Source organism: Actinocatenispora sera (assembly GCF_018324685.1).
GTDB classification, from domain to species: domain Bacteria; phylum Actinomycetota; class Actinomycetes; order Mycobacteriales; family Micromonosporaceae; genus Actinocatenispora; species Actinocatenispora sera.
In genome coordinates, this window is record NZ_AP023354.1 from 6529722 (window position 1) to 6554443 (window position 24722).

A 24722-nucleotide genomic window follows, 5' to 3' on the forward strand; every position below is an offset into this window, starting at 1 on the left:
GTTCGTGCTCCGGTCGACGGAGAGTGACCGGAGCACGGATCCCGTTACAGGGCCGACCAGTCCAGGATCGGGGCGGCCAGGTCGCGGATGGTGGCGAGCAGGCCGAGCCGGGCGGCGCGCAGCTCCGGCTCCTTGGCCATCACCAGTACGTCGTCGAAGAAGGTGTTGATCGGCCCGGTCAGCGCGGTCGCCACCGGCACGAAGCCGGCAAGCCCAGGGTTGGCCGGCAGCGCCTCGGTCACCTCGGCGGTCGCCTCGGCCAGCGCGATCTCGGCCGGTTCGACCAGCGCCGCGGCGTCGTGGCCGGCGGCGGTGTCGGCCGGTACGATCCGGCGCACCCGGCCGAGCGCCTGGGCGAGCGCCTCGAACCCCTCGTCACCGGCGAGCTTGCCGACCTCGGCGAGCGTCGCGTCGGCGTGCGCCGGCGCGTCGGCCAGCGGCAGCACCGCCTCGACGTGCCGGTGGTCGTGGCCGGCGTCGGCGAGCTGCTGCGCGTACCGCTTGACCAGGAAGTCGTGCAGCTCCGCCAGCACCTCGTCGGCAACCTGGACCGGCGCGTGCGCGGCCGCGGCACGCAGCCCGGCGGTCAGCGTGATCGCCGACAGCTGCGGGAACGCCCGCAGGATGGACACGACGCCGACCGCGGCCCGGCGCAGCCCGAACGGGTCGGAGCTGCCGGTGGCCTTCTCCCCCACCGCGGACAGCCCGGTCAGCAGGTCGAACCGGTCGGCGAGCGCCAGCACCGCACCGCCCACGGTGGTCGGCAACGCGCTCGAACCGCGCGGCAGCTCCATCTCGTACAGGGCGGCGGCGACGGTGTCCGGCTCGCCGGCGCGCCGGGCGTACTCCCGGGCCATCGTGCCGGCCAGGCTGGACAGCTCGATGACCATGCTCGACGCGAGATCGAACTTGGCCAGCTCACCGGCCCGCCGGACCGTCGCCGCGGTGCCACCGGTCAGGCCCACCAGGTCGGCCAGATCGGTTGCGGTGGCGGCGATCCGCTCGGCCCGGTCGGCCATCGAGCCGAGCTTGTCGGCGAACGTGAGCTTGTCCAGCCCACCCTTCATGTCGGCCGGCGCGACGGCGAGGTCGGCGCGCCAGAAGAACGCGGCGTCCTCGTACCGGGCGCGCAGCACCGCCTCGTTGCCGGCGCGGACCGCGTCGACATCGATGGGCCCGTTCGCCACGGCGACGAAGTGCGGCAGCAGGGTGCCGTCGGCGGCACGTACCGGCAGGTACCGCTGGTGCTTGCGCATCACCGTGGTCAGGATCTCCGAGGGCAGGTCGAGGTACTTGGGGTCGAAGTTGCCGAGCAGCGGGTTCGGCTCCTCGACCAGGTTGGTCACCTCGTCGATCAGCGCCGCCTCGCCCTCGACGTCGATCGTGCCGCCCACCTCGGCGGCCAGCTGCTGGGCGCGCCGGACGATCTGCGCACGTCGGTCGGCCGCGGCCAGGACGATCCCGTGCCCGGCCAACGTGTCCACATAGGACTGTGCTGCCGGTACGTCGATCACCGGGGTCGGCGCGGTGCGCCGGATCCGGGTGGTGCGGCCGGCGGACAGCGACGAGACGGCCACCGGGATCGGGGTCTCGCCGTACAGCGCGGTCAGCCAGCGCACCGGCCGGGTGAACGACAGTCCCTCGTCGCGCCAGCGCATGTTCTTGTCCGCGCGCAGCTCCGCCACCACCGAGGCGAACAGGTCGCTCAGCACCTCGGCGGCGGGCCGGCCGGTGTCGGTGACGGTGACGCCGACGTGCTCGACGCCGTCCACGTCGATGCGCTCCAGGTCGGCCACCTCGACGCCGCGACCACGGGCGAACCCGGCCGCCGCCTTCGTCGGGTTGCCGTCCGCGTCGAACGCTGCCGCGACCTTCGGCCCGCGCAGGGTGCGCTGCGCGTCGGGCTCGGTGTCGGCGACCGCGTCGATCAGCACCGCGAGCCGCCGCGGGGTGCCCTCGACCCGGATCTCGCCGTGCGCCAGCCGGGTCGCGGCGAGCTTGTCGGTGACCGCCACGCGAACCGCGGCGACCTGCTGGGTCACCTCGTGCGGCGGCAGTTCCTCGACGCCGATCTCGAACAGCACGGTGGCCGGCCCGGACACCGCCGGCAGCTCGCCGCGCACCGCCGGCGCGGGCGGTGCGGCGACACCCAGCGGGTACCCCAGCTCCTCGCGCCGCTCCGCCCACAGCGCCGAGACCTCGCGGGCCAGGCCGCGCATCCGGGCGAACGCGCGGGCCCGCTCGGTGGTGGAGATCGCGCCGCGCGAGTCGAGCACGTTGAACGTGTGCGAGCACTTCAGCACGTAGTTGTGCGCCGGCACCGGCAGCCGGGCGTCGAGCATCCGCCGCGCCTCGGTCGCGTACGCCTCGAACAGCTCCTGGTTGGTCGCCACGTCGGCGTCGTCCAGGTAGTAGCGCGACATCTCGTACTCGGACTGGCCGAAGACCTCGCCGTACGAGATGCCGTCGGAGTAGGCGATGTCCTTGAAGTGGCCGACGTTCTGCAGCGCCATCAGGATGCGCTCGATGCCGTAGGTGATCTCCACCGAGACCGGCTCGACCGGCTTGCCGCCGGCCTGCTGGAAGTAGGTGAACTGGGTGATCTCCAGCCCGTCCAGCCAGACCTCCCAGCCCAGCCCCCAGGCGCCGAGCGCCGGTGCCGCCCAGTTGTCCTCGACGAACCGGACGTCGTGTGCCCGGATGTCGATGCCCAGCGCCTCCAGCGAGCCGAGGTAGACCTCGACCGGGTCGCCCGGGTCCGGCTTGAGGATCACCTGGAACTGGGTGTGCGTCTGCAGCCGGTTCGGGTTCTCGCCGTACCGCGAGTCGTCCGGCCGCACCGACGGCTCCACGTACGCGACATGCCACGGCTCCGGACCCAGCACCCGCAGGATCGTCGCCGGGTTCATCGTCCCGGCACCGACCTCGGTGTTGAACGGCTGCATGATCATGCAACCGCGATCGGTCCAGTACCGCTGCAAGGCCAACAGGGCGTCCTGCATCGTCAACACGAGATCTGTCCCACCTGAATCGGGTCCGTCGAGTCCCGCCGATTCTATGGGCCGAGCCTGCACGCGCCGGCCGCGGGCGGGTGTACAGCGTGGGTACGGCCGGATGCACAGCGTGCGCGCTCCCGCACGGCGTCGTGCGACGCCGCTGCCGGACCGGTGCGGCGGCGGCGCGGGGCAGCGGGAGCCGGCGGCTCGCGGGACGGCGTCCGTGTCGCCGGAACCACGCCGCGGGGCGCAAGCACGTCAATTGACGTATTTACCCTTTCGGAATTAACGGCAGGTCGACGCGAACCTCGCCGACGGCATCCGCGCCCGTCGCCAGCCGGCCGCCGACCAGGGCTGCTTCGACCGCGTCCCGGCCGGCAGCGAGCCTGAGACCGAGGCGTCGCTGGTCGTTTGGTGGTGGCTCCTACCCTGCCCCCATGATCCACTTTCCCTCCCCCGTACGGCGCCGGGTGATCGGGCTGACGGTCACCGCGGCACTGTCCGGCGCGACCCTGCTCGGTGTCACCGGCTGCGATTCGGGCACCTCCGACGACTGCTACAGCCTCGGCAGCACCGAGACCATCACGCTGGCGCGCGGCAGCCACGGTGGCTCGCACGGCGGATCGCACGGCGGCGGCTCCGAGGGCGGCAGCCACACCGGCGGGGACGAGGGCGGGTCGGGCTCCGGCTATCACGACTACGGCGACGACGACGGCGGGTCCGGCTACCACGACTACGACGACGGCGGGTCCGGCTCGGGTTCCCGGTACCACGGCGGCTACCACAACTCCCGGCACGGCACGTCCTGCCCGCCGTCGCCGAGCCCGTCCGAGTACTCGCCGAGCGACGGCGGCCTCGGCAGCACCTCCGGCGACGGCTCGAACGGCAGCGACCCGAACGGCGGCGGCCTCGGCACCGACGGCAGCGGTCCGACCGCCGGCAGCACCGACGGCGGCGGCCTCGACCCGCTCAACTGAGCCACGCCGCGATCACCGGGCGAAGCGGCCCGGACCGACCCAGGCGGTACGGAACCGGGGCCGGTCGCGGCGCGTCCAACGGGCATGTACGCCACCCGCCTGCTGCGCTGCACGCTGGTCGTCCTGCTGCTCGGCGGTACCCTCGCCGCCTCCGGCCGGCAGCACACCGCGGCACCGCTGGCGATCGGTACCGCCCGGCCGGTCGCCGCCACCGGAGCGCCCAGCGCCGCCGCGCTGGCCGGCGCGGACACCGGCTTCGGCCTCGCCGTACTGGCGGCGCAGCCGGCCGAGGGCAACGTGGTGCTGTCGCCGGAGAGCCTCGCCTCCGGCCTCGGCATGGCGTACCAGGGTGCCCGCGGCCCGACCGCGGCGGCGATGGCCCGGGTACTGCGGCTGCCGGCCACCGGCGAACCGCTGCTCGCCGGCCTGCAGCGGCGCACCGACGCGCTGCGGTCCACGCCCGGGCTTCAGGTCTGCGACACGGTGTGGCTGGACCGGCGGGAGCAGACCAGACGCGACTACCTGGACCGGCTCGCCACCGGTTACCGGGCCGGCGTCCGTCGGGTACCGCTGCGCAGCGACCCGGCCGCGAGCGCCACGTCGATCAACGAGACCGTGTCGGCGCAGACGAAGGGCCGGATCCCGGCCATCGTGTCGGCCGACCAGCTGGACGGCATCGGCTGGGTGCTCACCGACGCGATGGCGCTGGATGCCCGGTGGCAGCGGCCGTTCCGGGCCACCGACACCCACCCGGCGGCCTTCCGTACCGCGAGCGGCACCGTCCACGCCGACTTCCTGCACGGTGACGGGAGCTACCGGTACGCCGCGGCGAACGGCTGGCAGGCGGTGGCGCTGCCGTACCGGGGTGGGCGGCTGGAGATGCTCGCGCTGCTGCCGGACGGCGACCAGCGGGTACCGACCCCGGCGACGCTCACCGCGCTGACCGGCGGTCTGCACGACACCCCGCTCGGCCTGGACCTGCCGAAGGTGAACCTGTCCTGGTCGGCGGGCCTGTCCGGCACGCTGTCCGGGCTCGGGATGGGTGTCGCGTTCGAGCCCGGCGCCGACTTCACCGGTATCTCGCCGGACGCGGGGGCGCTGTCGTTCGTCGCGCACCGCGCCACGCTGTCGGTCGCCGAGAAGGGCACCAAGGCCGCGGCGGCGACGGCGGTCGGCGTCACCGCCACCAGCGTCCAGCTGCCGCCGCGCCAGGTGCGGTTCGACCACCCGTACCTGATGCTGATCCGGGACCGGCACACGGGCGAGCCCGTCCTGCTCGCCCGCGTCACCGATCCCACCCGCAGCTGAGCGCCAGCCCGGCAGCCAGCAGGTGTCGCCGGGCGCGGAGCCGTGGTCTGCCGACCGCCGGTCAGTCGCGGGCGGTGATGTGGGCGCGCAGTTCGGCGACCAGGTCGGCGGTGCCGAGCAGCCGGCGGGCGCCGTCGCGGGTGCGTACGGTCGCCGCGTCGGCCACCGCCTCGCGGGCGCCGATCACCGCCTGGTACGGCACCCGGCGCTGCCGGGCCCGCGCCACCCGGGCACCGAGGCTGTCCTGCGGGCCGGCCAGTTCGGCCCTGATGCCGTTGTCCTGCAACGCATCGAGCAGCCGCTCCGCGTCCGGCAGCTGGTCGGCGGCGACCGGCAGCACCGCCACCTGCACCGGGGACAGCCAGGTCGGCAGCGCGCCGTCGTGCCGCTCCAGCAGGTACGCGACGAGCCGCTCCATCGCGCCGACGGTGCCGCGGTGGATCATCACCGGGCGGTGCCGCGCACCGTCGTGCCCCACGTACTGCAGGTCGAACCGTTCCGGCTGGTTGAAGTCCAGCTGCACGGTCGCGAGGCTCTCCTCGCGCCCCGCGGCGTCCGCGACCTGGACGTCGATCTTCGGGCCGTAGAACGCCGCCTCGCCCTCGGCGTCCTGATAGGACAGTCCGAGCCGGTCGAGGGCGTCGGCGAGCTGGCCCTCGGCGGCCGACCAGAGGGCGTCGTCGCCGAGGTAGTTGGTGCCGGACCCGCGACGGGACAGCCGGTAGCCCGCGACCTCGACACCGAGCTGGCGGTGCACCCGCTGGATCGCCTGCAGCGCAAGGACGATCTCGTCGCCGACCTGGTCCGGTGCGCAGAACACGTGGATGTCGTCCAGGTTGATCTGCCGCACCCGGGACAGCCCGGACAGCACGCCGGACAGCTCGCTGCGAAACATCGAGGCGAGTTCGCTCAGCCGCAGCGGCAGGTCGCGCACGCTGCGCTGGCGCGACGCGTACACGAGGGCGTGGTGCGGACAGTTCGCCGGCCGCAGCACGAACTCCTCGCCGCCGACGCGCATCGGCGGGAACATGTCGTCGGCGAACTTCGCCCAGTGCCCGGATCGCTCGTACAGCTCGCGTTTCGCCAGTACCGGGGTGTACACGCGGCGGCAGCCGTCGGCGGCGGCCGACTCGGCGGCGAGCTTCTCCAGCTCGTACCGGATGATCGCGCCGTCCGGGAGCCACAGCGGCAGGCCGGAGCCCACCAGCGGATCGGTGGCGAACAGGTCGAGCTCGCGACCGAGTCGCCGGTGGTCCGGACGGTCGAGGTCGGCGGCGGGTGCGGAGGTTTCGATGGACATCGGAGTTTCCCTTCTGCCCCGGGCGCGACCCCCCGCACCGACACGACGACGGCCCCGGGGTCACCCCGGGGCCGTGGTCGTTGGCTGAGATCAGCTCAGCATCGAGGGCGCCGGGTCACCGGCGTCGTCGTCTGCTGAGCGAAGTCCATGGGGAGACGGTACCTCAACCGGCGCCCAGCCGCCATCACGATCGCTCCGGCCCCAGGGCCGCCATCACGATCGCTCCGGTGCCGGCCTCACCGGGGGCGGTCGGCGAGGCGGGCGCCGAGCGGGCGGGCCAGCGCGATGACCGCCTGGTCCAGCTGGGTGAGGTGATCCACCGCGCGGCGGGTTCGCTCGTCCAGGCCCGCCGGCACCCCGCGACCGATCGCGGCGGCCGGGTTCTCGTCCCGTACCAGCGGTTCCGGGTGCGGTTCGTCCCGCAGCACCGCGCGCAGCCGGTGCAGGTTCGCGGCGACGCGGGCGCCGACCTCGGCCAGCGTCCGGTCCGCCGGCAGCGCGGCCACCTCGGCGTTGGCGGCGATGCCGCGGGCGTGGTGGGCGCACCGGGTGAGCACCCGGACCAGGTGCCGGGTGTCGCTGCGCCGGGCCCGGCGGGGGCTGATGCGGTGCAGCAGCGGCTCGGCGCTGGTCTGTACCGCGTCCAGGTCGGCGTCCACGTCCCGGGAGGCGTCGATCAGGTCGACCAGCTCACCGTCGGCCATCAGCTCCACCGTGGACGTGACGAACCCGGCGAGCCGGTCGAGCAGGCGGGCCACCGAGTCGCGCAGCATGCTCTTGGTACTGGTGGGCAACACGACCAGCGCCGCGAGCGCGCCCGCGGCAGCTCCCGCCGCCGTCTCCTCCAACCGCAGCACCAGCAGCCCTGGCGTGAAGGTACCGAGCAGGCTGTAGAGCAGGCCGAGCATCACGGTGATGAAGAACGTCATCGCGCTGTAGGAGATCGCCATCAGGTAGAACGCGGCGAAGATGCAGACGAACAGCAGTCCGGCGACCAGCGGCAGATCGCCGGCGACCAGCAGCGCGACGACGGTACCGGTGACGATGCCGATCATGGTGCCGACGACCCGGCGGAAGCCCTTCATCAACGTCTGGCCGGCCGAGGACGTGCCGGCGAACACGACGAAAGCGGCGATGACCGCCCAGTACCACCGCTGCGGGGACAGCAGTTCGCCGGCGAGGATGGCCAACCCGCAGCCCACCGTCGCCTGGATCGCCTGCCGGGTGGACGGCAGCAGCCGGCCGACGAGCCCGCGTACCGGCGGGGCCACCGGATCGCGGTCGGCGCGTTCCGGTACGTCCTCCTCGTCGTCCACCGGCGGCCCGAGCACCGGGCGATGGTTCGCCTTGCGGGAGCGGGCGACCGCGGCCCCGACCTCGGCGATCGCCCACAGCAGGCCGCGGGCCGCCGGATCGACCCCGGCGACCCGCTGCTCGCGGTCGCAGACCCAGTCCGGTACCCGGAACTCGCCCGAGCCGCCGCGTTGCCGGTCGACCCGGATCAGCTCGATCAGCGTCCCCAACCGGGCGCGGGCGAGGTCCCGATCGGCTTCGCTGGGCCGATCGGTGGCCGTCATGGCCCGGCGCGCCTCGTGCGCGAGCGACTCCGCGGCGAGTTCGGCGGCGAGCACCCGGCGCTGGTGCAGCGTGGCGCCGGCGGGGGCGAGCGGGCTGTCCAGCTCCGCCTCGACCATCAGGGCGCTCTCGTGCATCCGGTCGACCCGGCGGCGCACCCTGTCCAGCCGACCGGTGGCGGGGCCGTCGGCGAGCAGGTCGGCGACGCTGTCGAGGACCTGGGCCAGCCGGGCCTGGAAGCCGCGCCGGACCCGGCGGAAGGTGCGGGCCGAACGCGGTGGCAGCACGACGATCCGGATCAGCCCGGCGCAGGCCAGCCCGACCGCGATCGCGAGCAGCAGCATCGGCAGTGCCGCCGGGCTCGCGCCCACGAACGAGGCGAAGAAGAACATCATGAACGCCGGGAACCCCAGCGGGAAGCCGTAGTCCGGGATCCGGCGGATGTAGACCGCGCCGAAGATGACGACGAGGAATACCAGATCGGACACCACGTGGTGCCCGGAGAGCAGCGCGGACAGCGTCAATGCGCCCGCGGCCGGCAGGATCGTGAGGACGATCACCGCCGCCTGCTTGCGCACCGTGGGCTGCACCGGGCCGGACGAGGCGACCATCGCGATGCTGGCGCCGAGCAGCGCGCCGGTGATCGCGAAGCCGGCGAGGCCGAGGATCACCACCGCGAGCACGACGCTGACCAGCACGCCCAGCGCGAGCCGCAGCCGGGCGAGCCCGGGGTCGGAGGCGACGAGCCGGTCGTACCCGCTGGCGATCAGGTCGGTCCACCGGCGGCGCAGCGCGAGGGTGGATCCGGCGGCCGACATGGTTCCATTGTGATGGAACTACGCACGCCGTCGGCCGCCGCCGTCGGCCGGAGTGAACGCGGTCATGGCGGCCGCGAGACCGCGCTCGATATTGCACATCGCGATGATGTGATCACTCTGTGCGGGGTTTCTGAACGCCCGCGCGGTGTGTTCCGCCTTCGTACAGCAAACACACGGTTATGCGGTGCGGTTCGTCCGGTCCCGAGTGGTGTCGCACCGACTGGACGTGGCCCTCTTCACCATCGCCCCACCGAACTTTGCGTCCGCGGACCCGGTGCACCTACGGTCAGCCGGTCCGCCGTCGCGGGCAACCACGGCCGGTACGCCGAGTCCATGCCGCCGTCACCGTGGTTCCACGTACCTGCCAGGCATGGAGCGGGGGACCCAGGTTCCTCGGCACCGCGACACGGCGGTGCCTCGGGGTGAAGCCGCAACCCGCGGCCGGGCCAGTACCCCTCGGCCCGAACCCGACAGCTCACCTCGTAGGCGTCGAGGGAGACAACCCATGGCGAAGCACCGTGCCCTTTCCCCCCGGGCCAGGTTGGGTCGCAAGATCGCCATCACGGCGGTCGCGGCCGGCGCCGTCACCGCGGTACCGCTGTTCGGGCTGACCGAGGCGGCGAGCGCGTCCGGGACCAACTGGGACGCGATCGCGCAGTGCGAGTCCGGCGGCAACTGGGCCATCAACACCGGCAACGGCTACTACGGCGGCCTGCAGTTCTCCCAGAGCACCTGGGACGCCAACGGCGGCGGCCAGTACGCGGCGCGCGCCGACCAGGCCAGCCGCAGCCAGCAGATCGCCGTCGCCGAGCGCGTCAAGGCCAGCCAGGGCATCGGCGCCTGGCCGGTGTGCGGCGCGCGCGCCGGCGACGCGGGCGACTACTCCGGTAGCAACACCCAGGGCTCCGGCGGCGGCTCCTCGACGGGTGGCTCGTCGACGGGCAACTCGTCGGCGGGTGGCTCCGCCTCGCGGCTGCCGGCCACGCACGCGCAGAAGAAGGGCCCGAAGTACACCGTCAAGCACGGTGACACGCTGTCGGCCATCGCGACCGAGCACCAGGTCAAGGGCGGGTGGCAGGAGCTCTACGCCAACAACGGCACGACGCTCGACGGCAACCCGAACCTGATCTTCCCCGGCCAGGTCCTCGTCCTGGCCTGACGCAAGCCCGCTCTCCCGGTGTGCCGGGTCACCCCCCCGGCCCGGCACGCCACCTCCTGAAGAAGGTGCGGTGCGCCATCCCCCCGGCGCCCGACACCGGCGCGGTGCGGTTCGCCGTACCGCCGCGGGTCGCGACTCCCCCCGCCGCGTCCCGCGCCGATCCGGCCGGCCATCGTCCGCTGTGGACCATGGCCGGCCGTCGGCATTCCGGCCGGCGTGGACCAGCCCCAGCATCCCGGGCTGTCGCTCGGTCCTGACCGAGCCAGACCCTGGCGCGCTCCCAGGCCGCGCCGGGCTGGCGCCCAGCCCCCTGCTGCGCCGGGCTGTGACTCAGCCCCAGGCTGCGCCGGGCTGTTGCTTGACCCCGTGCCCGACCGCGCCGTCGATCGACTCGCGAATCACATCCGCGTGGCCGGCGTGCCGGGACAGTTCCTCGATCGAGTGCAGCACCAGCCAGCGCACCGTGTACGCGGTGTCGTTCGGCAGCCACTGCCGCACGTTCGCCGGGATGTCCACGACCCGATCCAGGTCCGGCTCGGCCAGCAGCACCTGCTCGGTGCGCCGGCCCACCTCCTCCCACTTGGCCAGCAGCGCCGGCACCGTGTCCGCGTCGGTCAGCTGCCAACCGGCCTGCCACTTCGCCACCGGGTCGGCGGCCTCCTCGGCACCGGCGATCCGGTTGATCATCGTGCGCTCGCCGTCGATGCAGTGCTTGATCAGTACCGACAGGCTCAGCGCGCTGGCCGACGGCACCGAGCGGGCCTGCTCCTCGTCCAACCCGGACACGGCCTGCCGGTACGCTTCCCGCTGCCCCGCGAGGAACCGGACCAGCAACTGCTGCTCGGAGGCGATCTTGTCGTTCGTCATGCCGCCAGTCTGACCCGCGCAGCGGTCAGCTTCGGTCCGCAACCACCGACCGCGCACCGTGGGTCATGAATCCCAGTACGGCGCACACGCGGGCCGCACAACAGCACGGCATGATCAATGGCGCCGGGCACCGTGATCGAACGGTGCGGAGTGGGTCAGGACTGGCGGTTCAGCCGGGCCAGATAGGCGTTGTACGCGGCGAGCGCGGCGTCGCCGTCCCGGTCGGCGGCGCGGTCGTCCCGGCGTGCCCGGCGCTCGTCGTCCTTGATCCACTGCGCGAACAGGGCGATCACCACCAGCAGCGTCGGCGCCTCGCTGAACGCCCAGGCGATGCCGCCGCCGGTGTGCTGGTCGGACAGCGTGTTGATGCCCCAGAACAGCGGCGGATGCGCGAACGTCTTGGTGATCAGCGTCGACGACTGCATCACGGCGATGCCGAAGAACGCGTGGAACGGCATCGCCAGGAACAGCTCGATCATCCGGAAGATGTGCGGCGGTCGGTGCGGTGCCGGGTCACTGCCCATCACGGGCCAGAAGAAGATCCAGCCGACCAGGATGAAGTGCACCAGCATCCAGTGGTGACCCAGCCAGCTGCTCATCACGAAGTCGAACAGCGGGGTGAAGTAGAGGCCGTACAGGCTGGCGATGAACAGCGGCAGGGTGAAGACCGGGGACGTCAGCACCCGGGCAGCCCGGGACCGCAACACCTTGACGAGCACCTCGCGCGGTCCGATCTTGCCGCGCGGCGCGGGCCGGATCGCTCGCAGCGCCAGCGTGATCGGCGCCGCCAGCAGCAGCAGGATCGGCGAGAACATGCTCAGCACCATGTGCTGGATCATGTGCACCGAGAACAGCGCCATCCCGTACGTGCCGAGCCCCGTGCAGGTGACGAACAGGATGGAGACGATCCCGGCCAGCCAGGCCACCGTGCGCAGCACCGGCCATGCCACGCCGCGCCGGCGCAACCGGACCACACCGGCCAGGTACACCGCGGCGGCGGCGAGGCAGCAGATCAGGAAGAACCAGTCCATGGACGGTGCGAGCAGTCGACCCAGGGTGGGCGCGAGCTCCGGTCCCATGTGACCCATTCCCGGCATGACCCACCCCCTGTACCCGTCGGATCCACCGTACGCGGGGCGCACGCCCCGGCACCGGGCAGGTACGGCACCGGTGACCGGCACGACCGCGGCGTGCCGGGCGGGGGTCAGTGGTGGTGGCGCCGGTGTCTGGGCTTGTGCTTGCCGCTGGACAGGTGGCCGGCGATCTTCTTCGACGGCTTGCCGAACTGCCGGACGGCATGCCCGGCAAGCGACCGGCGGATGGTGTTGCCGACCGCCCAGTCGACCTTGTCCGCGTACGCATCCCCGACCGCGTTGCGTGGGTTGTCCGGATCGGCGGCGATCGCCGCCGCGGCGAGCTGCGGGGTGAACCCGACGAACGTGGCGGTCTGGGTGTTGTCGGTGGTACCGGTCTTGCCGGCGAACGGCCGGCCGATCGAGGCGCCGAACCCGTTCGGCGCGGTCCCGCCGTTGCACTGCTTGTAGTAGCTCTGCTGCCCGACCGGGCAGCGGGCCGCGTCGGTGGCGGCGCGAGCCACGTCGGCCGAGATCACCCGGTGGCAGTCGGCGCCGGGGATCGAGACGGCCCTGCCGTCCCGGTTCGTCACGGCGAGCACGCTGCGCGGCGCGCAGTAGACGCCCTCCGCGGCGACCGTCGCGTACGCGTTCGCCAGGTCCAGCGGGGTCACCGCCGAGACGCCGAGGGTGAACGCGCCCCACTCGTGCGCGTTGCGGGCGAGCTTCGCGTCGGACGGGGCGAGGAACCGCACGCCGAGCTTCTTCGCCATCGCGACCGCCTTCTCCGCCCCGACCTGCTGTTCCAGCCAGGCGAAGTAGGTGTTGACCGAGCGGCCGAAGCCGTCCCACATCATCCGCTTGCCGTCCATCCAGGACGGGTTGGCATTGCTCGGACACCAGTAGCCGCCGCAGCTGGCCGGCCCGCCGCCGACCGGGTACTTCGTCTTCAGCTTCGCCGGCGCCTTGAACGAGGTGGCGAGCGGCTTGCCCGCGGACAGCGCGGCGAGCATGGTGAACATCTTGAACGTCGACCCGGCCTGGTAGCCGTAGATGTCGCCGCCGCCGGAGATCAGCGGGTTGGTGGTGTTCGGATAGTTGCCGCGCTGCCCGTTGTGCCGCGTCGATCTGCCGTTGTGGCTGGTGTCCAGGCTGTAGTTGCGGTTGGTCGCCATCGCCTGCACCTTGCCGGTGCGCGGCTGCACGACCGCCATGCTGATCGCGTACGGGTTGTGCGTCGACACCTGGCGCAACACCTCGTGCTGCGCGATCTGCTGGACCTTCGGGTCCAGCGTGGTGACGATCTTGAAGCCGCCCCGGTTCAGCGTGTCCAGCCGGGCCTGCCGGGTTTCGCCGAACTGCTGCTGCGCGGTCCACCAGCTCAGGAAGTAGTCGCAGAAGAAGCCCCAGTCGCGATGCTTGGCCGGCACGTCGACGCAGCCGTTCGGTACCTCCGAGGGGTGCAGCCCGAGCGGGCTGCGCTTCGCCGCCGCGGCCTTCTTCGCATCGACGTAGTGCAGCGCCACCATCTGGTCCAGCACGTAGTTGCGGCGCTGGGTGGCCGGCTTCGGGTCGGCCTGCGTCGGGTCGTACGCGTCGGGCGCCTTGACGAGGCCGGCAAGCAGCGCGGCCTGCGGCAGCGTCAGCTTCGACGGCGGCACCGAGAAGTACCGCTCGCTCGCCGCGTACACCCCGTAGGCCTGGTGACCGAACGCGGCGATGTTGAGGTAGCGGCGCAGGATCTCGGTCTTCGACATCCGCTTCTCCAGCGCCAGCGCGTACCGCATCTCGCGCAGCTTGCGGTCCGCGGTCTGCGCGGTGGCCGCCCGCGCCTGCTCCGGCGTCTTCGCCGCGGTGAACAGCACGTTCCGGACGTACTGCATGGTCAGCGTGGAGGCGCCCTGGCGGACGTCGCCGGCGCTGTTGTTCGCGATCAGCGACCGGAGCACGCCGTGCATGTCGACCCCGTGGTGCTGGTAGAACCTGGTGTCCTCGGCGGCCACGATGGCCCGTCGCATCACCGGCGGGATCTCGTCGATCCCGACGTCCTTGCGGTTCTCCTCGTAGAACGAGGTGATCACGGTCTTGCCGTCGGCCGCGTAGAGGTAGGAGTTCTCCGGCGACGGCGTGATGGTGAGCTCGGTCGGCAGGTCCTCGAAGGTGTCCGAGCCGCTCTTCGCGGCGAAGCCGGTGGCACCGACCGCCGGGAACGCGACCGCGGCGACGACGACGCCCGCGAGCACGCTCGCCAGCAACAGGTACGCGAGGTTCAGCAGGGGATGCCGGTCGCGGTCGGGGTTGGCCACGCGGCGAGGCTACCGCGAAGCGCACAGTAGGCGCACAACCGGCGGATCCGCGTGATCGCCACAGAACACACAGTGAGTACCAGTCGTGCCGTCGGAACCCGCCGCACGGTCGGGCCACCGGCTGACAAACCCGGAAATGTCGACGTGCACACAAATGCGAGTGATAGGCAGAGACATGTCTTGCGGTACCCGGCGGGCGCCTTGACGCCGATGGGACGGCCCGGGTGCTGGCGGACCCGACGGGGGGAGGGTGCGCGGTGCGCGCAATGAGCCGAAACAACCGCACTACGCAGCGGAAACATCGGAAGGTTTCGGCGCTGGCCGGCGCCGCCGCGCTGGTGGCCACGGCGGCGCTGGGCAGCGGTACCGGTGCCGCCGCGCCGGCCGGCAAGCTCGTGACCTATCACGGCGTGAGCCTGCGGGTACCGGCCGCCTGGCCGGTGATCGACCTGGCCCGGCACCCCGGCACCTGCGCCCGCCTCGACCGGCACGCGGTCTACCTCGGTACCCCCGGCGACTCGGCCGACTGCCCGCCGCGCATCCTCGGCCGCACCGAGACGATCAGCCTGCGCCCGGCCGCGGCCACCGCGGCACCGGGCAGCACCGTCGTGACTCGCGGCGTACCGGAGGCCGCGCCGCGCAGCACCGACCACACCGGCCGGGTCGCGCTGGCCGCCGCGGGCGTCGAGCTGACCACCACGTACGGCAGCCGGCCGGAGCTGGTCGACGCCGTCCTGGCCAGCGCCCGGATCACCGAGCAGGCGCGCCCGCGGGCGATCCGGGAACCGGAGAACGAGCCGGCGGTGAGCACCAAGGTGCCCGGCACGTTCCACGGGTACGGTTTCGACTCCTGCACCGCGCCGAGCTCCAAGACGATGGACGCGTGGCTCGCGAAGGCACGGTTCCGCGCGGTCGGCGTGTACATCGGCGGCGGCGATCTCGGCTGCCCCGACCAGCCGAACCTCGACCCGTCCTGGGTGGCCCGGCAGACCGGCAAGGGCTGGCACGTGTTCGCCATGTACGTCGGCCGCCAGGCGCCGTGCTCGGGCGAGCCGTACCGGATCACCAGCGCGGCGAAGGCCTCCGGGCAGGCGAAGGCGGACGCCACCGACGCGGTACAGCAGGCGAAGCACTACGGCCTCGCCGCCGGGTCGATCATCATCCACGACATGGAGTTCTACCCGCGCGGCGGCTCCTGCTCGACCGCGGTACTGCGCTACCTGTCCACCTGGACCGCGACGATCAACGCGCTGCACTACCGCTCCGGGGTGTACTCCAGCCGGGCCGCGGCGATCGACGAGCTGGTCGCCGCCCGCAAGGCGGGCCGGTATCGGATGCCCGGGACGATCGATTTCGCCCAGTGGGACAAGAAACCGACCGTCAACAGCCGCTACATCCCGAGCAAGTACTGGTCCGGGCACCGGATGAAGCAGTACTGGGGGGCGCACACCGAGACGCACGGCGGCATCAAGATCAACATCGACGCGGACTGGCTGTACGTGCACTGAGCACCGTAAGGCGGGCCGCGGCGCGGTACCGGGGCGGCGGATGCCGATCGAGCCGCGGGTAGTCTCTGGCCCATGCGACGGTTCCTGTCGCCCCGCTGGCTGGCGCTGCACCTGCTGATGGTGTTGGCGTTCGGTGTCTGCCTGTTCATGTCCTGGTGGCAGCTCACCCGCGCCCAGGGCGGCAACGCGCTGAGCTGGGGCTACACCTTCGAGTGGCCGGTGTTCGGGGTGTTCGCCGTGGTCTTCTGGGCCCGGCTGATCCGAGACGAGCGGCGCAAGATCTCCGCCGAGCCCCAGCCGGAACCGGAGCGGCTCACCGCACCGGTGCTGCCGGGCGCGCCGCGGCCGATCCGCCGCACCGAGCGCCAGGTACCGGCCACGACGGTCGAGGACGACCCCGAACTCGCCGCCTACAACGCCTACCTGGCCTGGCAGAATGCCAACCCGCACCGCAGCCGCCGGGACTACCCGGGCTGACACGACGAAAGGCAGCACCGTGGACGCTTCCGTCAGTGGCGCACTCACCCGCTATCGCATCATCGCGATCGTGGTGAGCGTCGGCCTGGTCGTCCTGTTCGGGATCGGGGTGCCGCTCAACCACCTGGCGCACATCTCGATCGTGTCCGCGATCGTCGGCCCGCTGCACGGCTTCCTCTACATGGTGTTCCTGGTCCTCACGTTCGACCTGGCCCGCCGGCTGGACTGGCCGTACGGCCGGATGCTCGTGGTGATGCTGTGCGGCACCATCCCGGTCGTGTCGTTCGTCGCCGAGCACGTCACCACCAAGCGGGTGCGCGCCGACATCGCCGCCCGCACCGAGGCGCAGCAGCACGCGGCCACCGGCTGAGGCCCGTCAACCGGTGTCGGACAGCGCGGTCAGGCGCCACGGTCGACCTGGACGAGGTCTACGCGTACGGCTGGTCCGAACTGGAGCGGCTCGCCAGCCGGATGCGGGCCGGTCTAGGACCGCGCCGGTGGGGCGATGAACGCCAGGCGAAACTTGCCGATCCGGATCTCGTCGCCATGCGTGAGCACCGCCGACTCGACCCGCTCGTCGTTGAGATGGGTGCCGTTCAGGCTGCCGAGATCGCGCACCGAGAACCTCGTCCCGTCCCGGAGGAACTCGGCGTGCCGGCGGGACACCGTCACGTCGTCCAGGAAGATGTCGCCGTCGGGGTGCCGGCCGGCGGTGACCACGTCGCGGTCGAGCAGGAACTGGGCGCCGGTCTGCGGACCGCCACGCACCAGCAGCACCGCCAGATAGGGCGGTAGAGCCTCGGCGACCGCCGCGTTGTGGTCGGCTCGGGGATCACCGAGCATCTCGGCCAGGGTGTCCAGGTTGAGCACCGAGGTGGCGTCCATCAGCGGGTGCGTCTGGTCGGCAGTGGTCATTGGGCCACCCTACCGCCGCAGCCGGACAATAACCGCACAGCCCGACGCCCGGTGACACAGCCGCCCAGTTCACCGGCGGGTAACCGCCCGTGCCGGCCGCAACCACCCCATCCGCCGGTCACCCGGCCGCGCCGGCGGCCCGGCAACCGTCAGGCCGACCCCGCTCACCGGCGACCGCGAGACCGCGCCGGTCAGCTCGGCGGCACGATGCCGCGGCGGTACGCCTCACCGGTCAGCTCGGCGCGGCGGCGGGCGCCGGTCTTCTCCCGGATCCGGTCCAGGTGCGAGCGCACCGTCCGGACGCTGATGTTCAGCGCCTCGGCGATGTCCTGGTCCCGCTCACCCGCCGCGACCAGCCCGAGCACCTCGCGCTCCCGGTCCGACAGCTCCAGCCGCACCCCGGCCTGCCGCTCCCGGGACGATTCGAGCAGGAACGAGGCGAGCGTCGGCGAGACGTAGCTGTTGCCGGCGGCGACCTCGCGCACCGCGCGCAGGATCTCGTCCGCGTCGGAGTTCTTGGTCAGGTAGCCGCGGGCGCCGGCCGCCATCGCCGCCAGCACGTCGCGGTGGTCGCCGTGCGCCGACACCACCAGTACCCGGTGGCCCCGGCCCACCACGTCGACCACCGCGGCGGCGTCACGTACCCCGGGCAGCCGCAGGTCGAGGATGACCACGCCGCCGGGATCCGGCCGGTACGCGGAGAACTCCTCCAGCGAGCCGGCGGTGACCCCGACGGTCACGTCCGGCGCCTCGGACAGCGCGCGCACCAGCGCGGCGCGGTAGAGCGGGTGGTCCTCCACCACGCAGACCGCGATCTGCCGAACCGTCACGTCCATCGGCCCTCCCCAGGAAGCCATGCCACGAACCGGTCCACGGTCAGCCGGTACTCGCCGCGGCCGCGGTGGACAGCGTCGGCCCGGACGGGAACAGGGCCAGCAGGGTGGCCGGCACCGGCACCGGCCGGACCGACCCGTAGCCGAGCGCGGCGAGCGATGCGGAGTCCGCCACCCGGAACCGTTCGCCCTGGTCGGTGAGCAGGTACACGCTACCGGCGGAGACCACCGCGGCGCGTCCCGGCGGCAGGTAGATCTCGTTCGCGACCCGGTCGGTACGGCCGGAGACCGGCACCGGCTTCGCCCCGGCCGGCGCCGGGCTGGTGGCCAGCAGCAGCGTGCTCGGCGTACCACCGGAACCGGTGGCGCACACCGAAAGCCGGTCCGCGCCGGTCACCGGGCGCGGCAGCCGGGCCGGGAAGTCGGCCGGGTCGGCGTGCGCGCGCTTCGCGTCGGCGACGTCCGCGCCGGCCACGTCGACCAGCTTCGGCGCCGTCCCGCCGTACGCGGCGCGCTCCCCCGGCGCCCCCAGCAGCAGCGCAGCCTGCGTCTCGGTCACCGCGGCCAACCCGTCCGCGCGCACCACGTAGTAGCGGTACGACGGGGAGCCCACCGTCGCCGCCCGCAGTACCTGGCCGACCAGCCGGTCCTTGCCGCCCACTCGCACCCCGGCGCTGCCGGTGTGCGGCACGGTCGCAGCGGCCAGGTCGGGCCCGGCCGGCAGCGCGGCGACGAACGACGCCGGTACCGGTACCGGATCGACCGCGTCGAAGCCGATCGCGACCAGCGCGCGGTCGCTCGCCACCCGGTAGCGGGTGGCGGCGACGACCAGGTAGCGGCCGCCGTCCGGGTCCTGGACCACCAGGCCGCGGCTGGCCGGCACCGCGGTACCGGCGGGGCGGGCACCGACCAGCACCGTCGTGGTCGGGGTGGCCGCGGCAGGGCCACCGGTCGGCCGCTGCGCGCACACCGTCCATGGTCCGGACAGCAGCTGCTTGACCGCCGGCAGCGCCTCCGGCGCGCCGGCGATGCCGAGCGTGGCGCCGCGCGGCGCGTCGTGCAGCGCGCTTTCCGGCACGCTGACCGTGGCGGATCCGTTGCCACCGGCCAGCAGTCGGGCCGAGGCGTAGTTGCGCATCGGGTGCAGCCGGCCGTCACCGCCGAGCACGTAGCTCGCGCCGGTGTCGGTCGCGAGCACCACCTGGCCGGTCTTCCGCCAGTCCGCGCCGGCGCCGGGCTTGAGCAGCCCGTACACCCCGAAGCCGCCGGCGACGAGCACCACCGCGGCCAGCCCCAGGATGCTGGACAGGATCAGCCGCCGGCTCGGCGACACCGGGTGGTTCGCGTCCGCCGCCACCAGCGCGGACACCAGCCGGCGGCGCAGGAACTGGTACGCCTGCACCTGGTCGCGCTGGGTCCACATCGCTGTCGTCCTCGCGGTCTCACGGTCGCTGCGGTGTCACGGGTCTCGCGGTCTGCCGGTCGTCGGCGTTTGCCGGGACCGTGGTCGGCGCCGCCGCTCGCCGGCCGCCCCGGGCGCTGGCCCGTGGTCCTTCCGGCCTCGACGGGCGGCCGGTACCCGGTGCACTATATGTGGACCCGCCGAACCGCCGACACCGTAGAAATACCGACACCGATTGTGGGGCAGCCGTGGCGATCGCGACCCTGCCGGAGGCACCGGCGCCGGCCCGGCTGACACACCGCCGGCGCTTCCCCGTACGGCCCGGGCAGGTCGCCGCCTGGCAGCTCGCCGCGGCCGGCACGGTGCTTGCCGGTGCGCCCTGGCAGCTGCCCGGGATCGCCGTCGCCGCAACGGGTCTGGCCGCGGTGGCGGTGACCGCGCCGCGCTGGCGGGGCAGGTTCGGCTACCAGTGGCTCGGCTCGCTGGTGCGCTACCGGGCGCGCCGCGGTGCACCGGCGGCGAGCGAGGCGATCGACACGGTACTGCCCGGCCTCGCGGTGTCCACGTGCGCCGACCGGGCCGGCAACCGTACCGGCGTCGCCGCGCACGGCCGGTTCTTCTCCGCGGTGCTGCGGATCGACGCCGGGATCGATCCGGCCGAGCTGATCGGCCCGCTGCTTGCCGGGTACCGGCGGGCCGAGCTGCCGCCGGCCGCGGTGCAGCTGGTGACCTGGCGGGTACCGGTCGGTGAGGAGCAGGTGCGCACCAGCTGGCTCGCGGTGCGGTTCTCGCCGGCGGCCTGCCCGGCGGCGGTGGAGGCGCGCGGCGGCGGCACCGCGGGGGCCCTGCGCGCCACCGCCAACTGCGCGCTGGCGCTCGGCCTGCAGCTCGCCGAGGCCGGCATCGAGGCACACGTACTGGACGGCGCCGCGCTGCGCGAGGAGCTCGCCGCGGCGCTCGGCGCCACCCCGGGCGCGGCGACCTCGATCGCCGAGCACTGGCGCGGCCAGCAGGTCGGCGGCGGCCAGCAGGCGGTGTACCGGCTGTCGGGCCGGGTGGACGTGGCCGACGCGCTGAACCGTCCGGCGCCCGACGACGCCGCGTTCACCGCCGTGTCGCTGACCCTGACCCGGCCGGACACCGGTACCGAGCCGGACGTGTCGCTGCTGCTGCGCGCCGGCGCGCCCGCCGCGCAGGGCCGGATCACCCCGGACACCGTGGTCGCCGACCTCGACCTGCCCGCGTACCGGCTGGACGGCGAGCACGCCCCCGCCACCCGCCGCACCCTCCCGCTGGCTCTCTAGCCGCGCACACGCAGGGACCCCGACCGTGATGGCCGGGGTCCCTGACAGGTGTCGTTACAGGCTCTTGGCCGCTTCGGTGAACGCCCGGAACGCGGCCGGCTCGACCACCAGCACCGGCCCCTCCGGGTCCTTGCTGTCCCGCACGGCAACGACGCCAGGCAGATTGTCCGTCACCTCGACGCAATTACCGTTGGCGCTGGACCGACCGCTCTTGCGCCAGGTGGCGCGGTTCAGGTCTGGCAGAGGCATGCCGTGCCTTCCCTCTGGTCAGGCGTCGAGTTCGCCGCGGGAGACCTTCGCGGTGAAGGCGGACCAGCTACTCGGAGAACATCCGAGGACGGGTGACTGCTCGCCGAGCTTGGTGTCGCGCACCTGCACGAGGTTGACCAGACGCACCTCGACGCAGGACCCGTTGGATGCCGAGCGGCTCGACTTCCGCCACTCGCTGTCGATAGGCACGTGGGTGCCCCTCTCATGCTCGTGCCGCGATCTCTGCTCGGACCCGTCGGATCAACTCGCGGGTCGATGACTCGGAGAGTGCGGCTGCTCGGAGGTTTTCGAAGGTCATCCTATATCGATGAGTGTCTGGCGGATCCTCGTAGAGGTCGCCCGTGACGGTCTCGATGTACACCAGCTCCGGATCGTTTCGAAACTCCAGCAACGTGAACGACGGCAGCATGCCCGGGAAGTTGTTGTCATCGAACGGGATGACCTGGAGGTGGATGCACTCGTTGTCCTCGTCCGCCAGATCGAGCAGGTGATCGAGCTGGGCGAGGTGCACCTGGCGGTTCCCGCTGACGATGCGGTGCAGGACCGCCTCGTCGAACACGACCTGTAGACGCAGCGGCTGCTCCGCCACCAGGCGCTTCTGACGGTTCAGCCGGACCTCCACCTTTCGGTCCACGGTGGCCGTCGCGTCGTCGGGATTTCCAGCGCGGATGGCAGCTCGGGCGTATGCGGACGTCTGCAACAGCCCGTGGACCACCATGCCTTCGTAGATCAGCAGCCGCGACGCCTCCGCCTCGAAGCCGATGTATGCCGAGTACTGCTTGGACAGGATGCTCGAGTACTTGCTCCACCAGCCGCGCTGCCGGCCGCCCTTGGCCAACTCTGTCAGCTCGGCACGCACGTCCTCGCCGACCCGATACAGATCGAGAATCTTCTCCAGGTAGATACGTGTCAGCCCGGAACGGCCTCGCTCGATCTTGGACACCCATGAGTCGGTCCGATCCAGCTCGGCGGCTGCCTGCTCCGTGGTCATACCGGCCGCGACCCGGAACTCCTTGAGCAGCATCCCCAGACGCCGTCGCTTCACAGTCGGGCTTTCTGCCACGGTGGCTCCTTCCTTCGCCATCACCGTAGACAACGACCGAGCCCAACGGAAGCACGAACTTTGGACGGCAGTTCTTGACTCGTCCATTTTTCGGGTGTATAATCGGAGCTGTCGGTTGTGACGCTCAGGTTCGCTCATGATGACCGAGTGTCACGAGCAGCCGGGCGCGAGCACGGAAGCACAGTGCTCGTGGTTCGGCGGAAGGCGGCTCGTCGTCGTACCCGGCGGGTCAGAGAGAAAGGTGGGGGCGCGGTGTGTGCTTGCCGGCTGCACCGCGCCCCCGCCCCATCGTCAGCTTGGAGGCCAGACCGATGGAGCTGCTTCACGCTACCCTGACCGCGCTGCGGCGGCTACGCGCGCGCCTTGCCGCCTGGCGCGACGAGATCGCCGCCCGGCCGATCGACCCGAACGGGTGGTGGCGGTGATCGCCGCCTGGCGCGCCCGCCGCGCCCGCACTCGCCGGATGCGAGCGATCCGCCGTGCACTGGACTGGTACGCCGACCCGCTCGACCCGTACGCCGCGGCGCTGGCACTGGCCGCCCATCGCAGGGCCCGACCATGGTCGTGATCCCCGGCGACCGCGTCCGCATCGGCCGGCACGACCTCACCGTCGCCGAGGCGTACCTGCACGGCCCGCACCTGGTACAGATCACCAGCACCGACGGCCGCACCTGGTGGACACCGGCCACCGCCGTACGCCGCCTCGACGCGGCCCCGGAGCAACCGCGGTGACCCGGCCACAGATCGGTGACGTGGTCGGGCTGCCCGGCTGGCTGCCCGACCGGCCGTACCGGGTGCTGGGCGTGCGCGACCCCGGCATCGACGGACACCTGTGGCTCGACGGCTACCTCATCGAAGGCACCGTCATCACCGTGGCCAGCTACCTGGTACCGGTGGCGCACCTGCGCCCGCTGCCCGATCCCACCTGGGGCCACACCGCTTCCCGGCGACCAGGTACCCATCACCCCCGCCGTGGCGCCGCTCGCCGTCGGCGAGGACGTGCTGACCGTCCTGTGGGTCCGGCACTGCGAAACGCCCGGCTGGGCGTACCTGACCGGCAGGTGGCGAGACGGACACGCCGGCCACGTGATGGTCTGGCTCGACCACCTCATCATCCGCCGTCCCACGGTCAGCCGGTGAGGTCGCGGACGCGCTGGTAGATCTCCAGGACGGCCGCGGCCAGCGGGAGCACGCCGACCAGGGACAGGAACTCCAGCACGTCGAACAGCCGGGACCAGTACGGCGAGGGGTCGCGGGCGCCGGCCCGCAGCGCCACCAGGGTGCAGCCGACCACCACCAGCAGCGCGACGAGCAGCAGTACCAGCCGGAGCGGGTCACCGCCCGCGGCGGCGAGCCGGGCGCCGACCGCGATCAGCGCCGCCGCGCCACCGACCAGCAGCGCGATCCGCTGGCCGGTACCGGCGTAGGACCGGGACCGAAGCAGCAGCGCCAGGCCGGCCACGCCGGCCACCGCCCAACCCCAGCGGGAGTGGCCGAGTACCAGCACCACGGCCGCACCGGCGACCACCGCGGCCAGCGCCGACAGCAGCCCGGTCAGCGCGGACTGCGCGGCGGCGGTCTCGTCGACCACGTCGCGGCCGGCGACCGGGCTCTCCTCGGCCCGGAACGCGGCCACGTCGGACGGGATGCGCGGCAGCGGCAACCGGCCGAGCCGCAGCGCCAGCATCGGCAGCGCGGGGCAGCACACCACGGCGACGGCGGCCGCGACGGCCGCGGCGCGCACCGGAGTGGTGTGCGCGAGAACCGCGATCGAGCTGGCGAGGCAGCCGCCGGCGCCGGCCACACCGACCGCGACGAACCAGGCGATCCGGTCCGCGACGGCGATCGCGGCGAGCGCCGCGTACACGGTGACCGCGGCGAGGCCGAGCGCGAACCGGGCGGTACCGGTGACGGCCGGGATCGCGGTGGCGCCGGCGACCAGCGCCGCCGGTACGCCCGCCGCGGCGAGCACCGCGCCGGCGGTGGCGTCCGCGTACGCCCGGGACAGCGCGCCGCCGGTGACCACCAGCAGCAGTGCGAGCAGGCCGGTCGCGGCCGGCGCGAGCGGAGCGCCCGGCCCGGCGAAGGTGAGCAGCGCGACCGCGCACAGCACCGCGACCGCGGTGGCGAGCAGCGCCGCGCGCCGGGCCAACCGGGGTCGCCAGCCGCCCGGCCCGTCCGCCGCGCTCGCGATCGCGTCCACCACGTCGTCGAACAGCAGCGGGGTGATCCTGGTCCGGCGCGGGTTGAGGTAGAGCACGTCGCCGTCGCGCACCCCGGCGCGGGCGATGGTCAGCCCGGCTTCGAACGGCTCGGCGCCCAGCCGGGCCAGCGACCAGCCGGTGACCGCGCCGGCCGGTGCCGGCTCCGGCAGCTGCGCACCGGTCATCGCGACCAGCTGCGGCAACAGCTCGGCGAGCGTGCTCTCCACCGGCAGCGCGACATCGACCCGGGCCCGCGGGCTGACCACCGTGACCCGGCGCGGCGTCGAGGACACCGACATGCGTTGTGCTCCCTTCAGCGCCAGCCGTCCGGGGCCGGCGGCAACCGGCACGGCGCCGTCCACGCCGG

22 protein-coding genes and 1 riboswitch are annotated in these 24722 nt (G+C 72.9%); of the genes, 9 read left to right on the forward strand and 13 right to left on the reverse strand.

Going from position 1 to position 24722, the window contains the following annotated elements; translation table 11 throughout:
* Window positions 1–44 precede the first annotated feature (44 nt).
* Window positions 45–3002, reverse strand: coding sequence for a glycine--tRNA ligase (locus Asera_RS30745; protein WP_030447080.1), 2958 nt, complete (start codon window positions 3000–3002; stop codon window positions 45–47).
* A gap of 431 nt (window positions 3003–3433) precedes the next feature.
* Between Asera_RS30745 and Asera_RS30750 the strand changes: the two genes are divergently transcribed.
* Together Asera_RS30750 and Asera_RS30755 are read left to right on the forward strand one after the other, a co-directional pair.
* Entirely contained in the window at window positions 3434–3973 is a 540-nt protein-coding gene (locus Asera_RS30750; RefSeq protein ID WP_030447081.1) for a hypothetical protein, read from the forward strand.
* Between the two features lie 84 nt (window positions 3974–4057).
* Window positions 4058–5281 carry a serpin family protein gene (locus tag Asera_RS30755; RefSeq protein ID WP_051802430.1) on the forward strand — a complete coding sequence of 408 codons (1224 nt, stop codon included), beginning with the start codon at window positions 4058–4060 and terminating at the stop codon, window positions 5279–5281.
* 61 nt (window positions 5282–5342) lie between these two features.
* Here Asera_RS30755 and thrS read toward each other — a convergent pair whose 3' ends face one another.
* Both thrS and Asera_RS30765 read right to left on the reverse strand, forming a co-directional pair.
* On the reverse strand, window positions 5343–6581 hold the full coding sequence (gene thrS, locus Asera_RS30760) for a threonine--tRNA ligase (protein WP_030447083.1): 1239 nt from the start codon (window positions 6579–6581) through the stop codon (window positions 5343–5345).
* A 236-nt stretch (window positions 6582–6817) separates the two neighbouring features.
* Complete coding sequence (locus tag Asera_RS30765; RefSeq protein WP_030447084.1) at window positions 6818–8974, reverse strand: FUSC family protein; 2157 nt, start codon at window positions 8972–8974, stop codon at window positions 6818–6820.
* Window positions 8975–9322: 348 nt separating this feature from the next.
* A riboswitch (cyclic di-AMP (ydaO/yuaA leader) is annotated at window positions 9323–9477 on the forward strand.
* A gap of 2 nt (window positions 9478–9479) precedes the next feature.
* On the opposite strand from Asera_RS30765, the gene Asera_RS33750 reads away from it, so the two are divergent.
* Window positions 9480–10133 (forward strand): LysM peptidoglycan-binding domain-containing protein, encoded by a 654-nt coding sequence (locus Asera_RS33750; RefSeq protein WP_030447085.1) that lies wholly within the window; start codon window positions 9480–9482, stop codon window positions 10131–10133.
* A gap of 330 nt (window positions 10134–10463) precedes the next feature.
* Here the strand turns inward: Asera_RS33750 and Asera_RS30775 are convergent, their stop codons facing one another.
* From Asera_RS30775 to Asera_RS30785, 3 genes are all read right to left on the reverse strand, one after another.
* Window positions 10464–11000 (reverse strand): DinB family protein, encoded by a 537-nt coding sequence (locus Asera_RS30775; RefSeq protein ID WP_030447086.1) that lies wholly within the window; start codon window positions 10998–11000, stop codon window positions 10464–10466.
* Between the two features lie 155 nt (window positions 11001–11155).
* The gene (locus Asera_RS30780) at window positions 11156–12079 is read right to left on the reverse strand and encodes a cytochrome c oxidase assembly protein (RefSeq protein WP_211255619.1); all 924 of its coding nucleotides are present in this window, start codon (window positions 12077–12079) and stop codon (window positions 11156–11158) included.
* A gap of 125 nt (window positions 12080–12204) precedes the next feature.
* Window positions 12205–14379: a transglycosylase domain-containing protein gene (locus tag Asera_RS30785; protein WP_051802431.1), complete on the reverse strand. Its 2175-nt coding sequence runs from the start codon at window positions 14377–14379 to the stop codon at window positions 12205–12207.
* Between the two features lie 266 nt (window positions 14380–14645).
* Here Asera_RS30785 and Asera_RS30790 point away from each other — a divergent pair, with 266 nt between their 5' ends.
* The 3 genes from Asera_RS30790 to Asera_RS30800 all read left to right on the forward strand — a co-directional run bounded on the left by Asera_RS30790 (window position 14646) and on the right by Asera_RS30800 (window position 16734).
* Window positions 14646–15887: a glycoside hydrolase domain-containing protein gene (locus Asera_RS30790; protein ID WP_051802432.1), complete on the forward strand. Its 1242-nt coding sequence runs from the start codon at window positions 14646–14648 to the stop codon at window positions 15885–15887.
* Window positions 15888–15959: 72 nt separating this feature from the next.
* Window positions 15960–16364: a hypothetical protein gene (locus Asera_RS30795; RefSeq protein WP_030447090.1), complete on the forward strand. Its 405-nt coding sequence runs from the start codon at window positions 15960–15962 to the stop codon at window positions 16362–16364.
* A gap of 19 nt (window positions 16365–16383) precedes the next feature.
* On the forward strand, window positions 16384–16734 hold the full coding sequence (locus Asera_RS30800; protein ID WP_030447091.1) for a DUF3817 domain-containing protein: 351 nt from the start codon (window positions 16384–16386) through the stop codon (window positions 16732–16734).
* A gap of 113 nt (window positions 16735–16847) precedes the next feature.
* Here Asera_RS30800 and Asera_RS30805 read toward each other — a convergent pair whose 3' ends face one another.
* From Asera_RS30805 to eccB, 3 genes are all read right to left on the reverse strand, one after another.
* Entirely contained in the window at window positions 16848–17279 is a 432-nt protein-coding gene (locus Asera_RS30805) for an FHA domain-containing protein (RefSeq protein WP_030447092.1), read from the reverse strand.
* A gap of 191 nt (window positions 17280–17470) precedes the next feature.
* Window positions 17471–18115, reverse strand: a complete 645-nt coding sequence (locus tag Asera_RS30810; protein ID WP_030447093.1) for a response regulator — start codon at window positions 18113–18115, stop codon at window positions 17471–17473.
* A 40-nt stretch (window positions 18116–18155) separates the two neighbouring features.
* Complete coding sequence (gene eccB, locus Asera_RS30815; RefSeq protein WP_030447094.1) at window positions 18156–19535, reverse strand: type VII secretion protein EccB; 1380 nt, start codon at window positions 19533–19535, stop codon at window positions 18156–18158.
* Between the two features lie 227 nt (window positions 19536–19762).
* On the opposite strand from eccB, the gene Asera_RS30820 reads away from it, so the two are divergent.
* Window positions 19763–20818 (forward strand): type VII secretion protein EccE, encoded by a 1056-nt coding sequence (locus Asera_RS30820; protein ID WP_051802433.1) that lies wholly within the window; start codon window positions 19763–19765, stop codon window positions 20816–20818.
* Window positions 20819–20872: 54 nt separating this feature from the next.
* On the opposite strand, the gene Asera_RS30825 is transcribed toward Asera_RS30820, so the two are convergent.
* Genes Asera_RS30825 through Asera_RS30835 form a run of 3 tightly spaced genes read right to left on the reverse strand, consistent with a single transcriptional unit; the run spans window position 20873 to window position 22151 of the window.
* Window positions 20873–21067, reverse strand: coding sequence for a DUF397 domain-containing protein (locus Asera_RS30825; protein WP_035297171.1), 195 nt, complete (start codon window positions 21065–21067; stop codon window positions 20873–20875).
* Window positions 21068–21085: 18 nt separating this feature from the next.
* Window positions 21086–21277 (reverse strand): DUF397 domain-containing protein, encoded by a 192-nt coding sequence (locus Asera_RS30830; RefSeq protein ID WP_030447096.1) that lies wholly within the window; start codon window positions 21275–21277, stop codon window positions 21086–21088.
* A 13-nt stretch (window positions 21278–21290) separates the two neighbouring features.
* The gene (locus Asera_RS30835; RefSeq protein ID WP_169745856.1) at window positions 21291–22151 is read right to left on the reverse strand and encodes a helix-turn-helix domain-containing protein; all 861 of its coding nucleotides are present in this window, start codon (window positions 22149–22151) and stop codon (window positions 21291–21293) included.
* Window positions 22152–22709: 558 nt separating this feature from the next.
* Here Asera_RS30835 and Asera_RS30840 point away from each other — a divergent pair.
* Window positions 22710–22883, forward strand: coding sequence for a hypothetical protein (locus Asera_RS30840; protein ID WP_157034909.1), 174 nt, complete (start codon window positions 22710–22712; stop codon window positions 22881–22883).
* Between the two features lie 240 nt (window positions 22884–23123).
* Window positions 23124–23291: a hypothetical protein gene (locus tag Asera_RS30845; RefSeq protein WP_157034910.1), complete on the forward strand. Its 168-nt coding sequence runs from the start codon at window positions 23124–23126 to the stop codon at window positions 23289–23291.
* On the opposite strand, the gene eccD is transcribed toward Asera_RS30845, so the two are convergent.
* On the reverse strand, window positions 23281–24654 hold the full coding sequence (eccD, locus tag Asera_RS30850; RefSeq protein WP_030447098.1) for a type VII secretion integral membrane protein EccD: 1374 nt from the start codon (window positions 24652–24654) through the stop codon (window positions 23281–23283). The genes Asera_RS30845 and eccD overlap by 11 nt on opposite strands.
* Window positions 24655–24722: the final 68 nt, after the last annotated feature.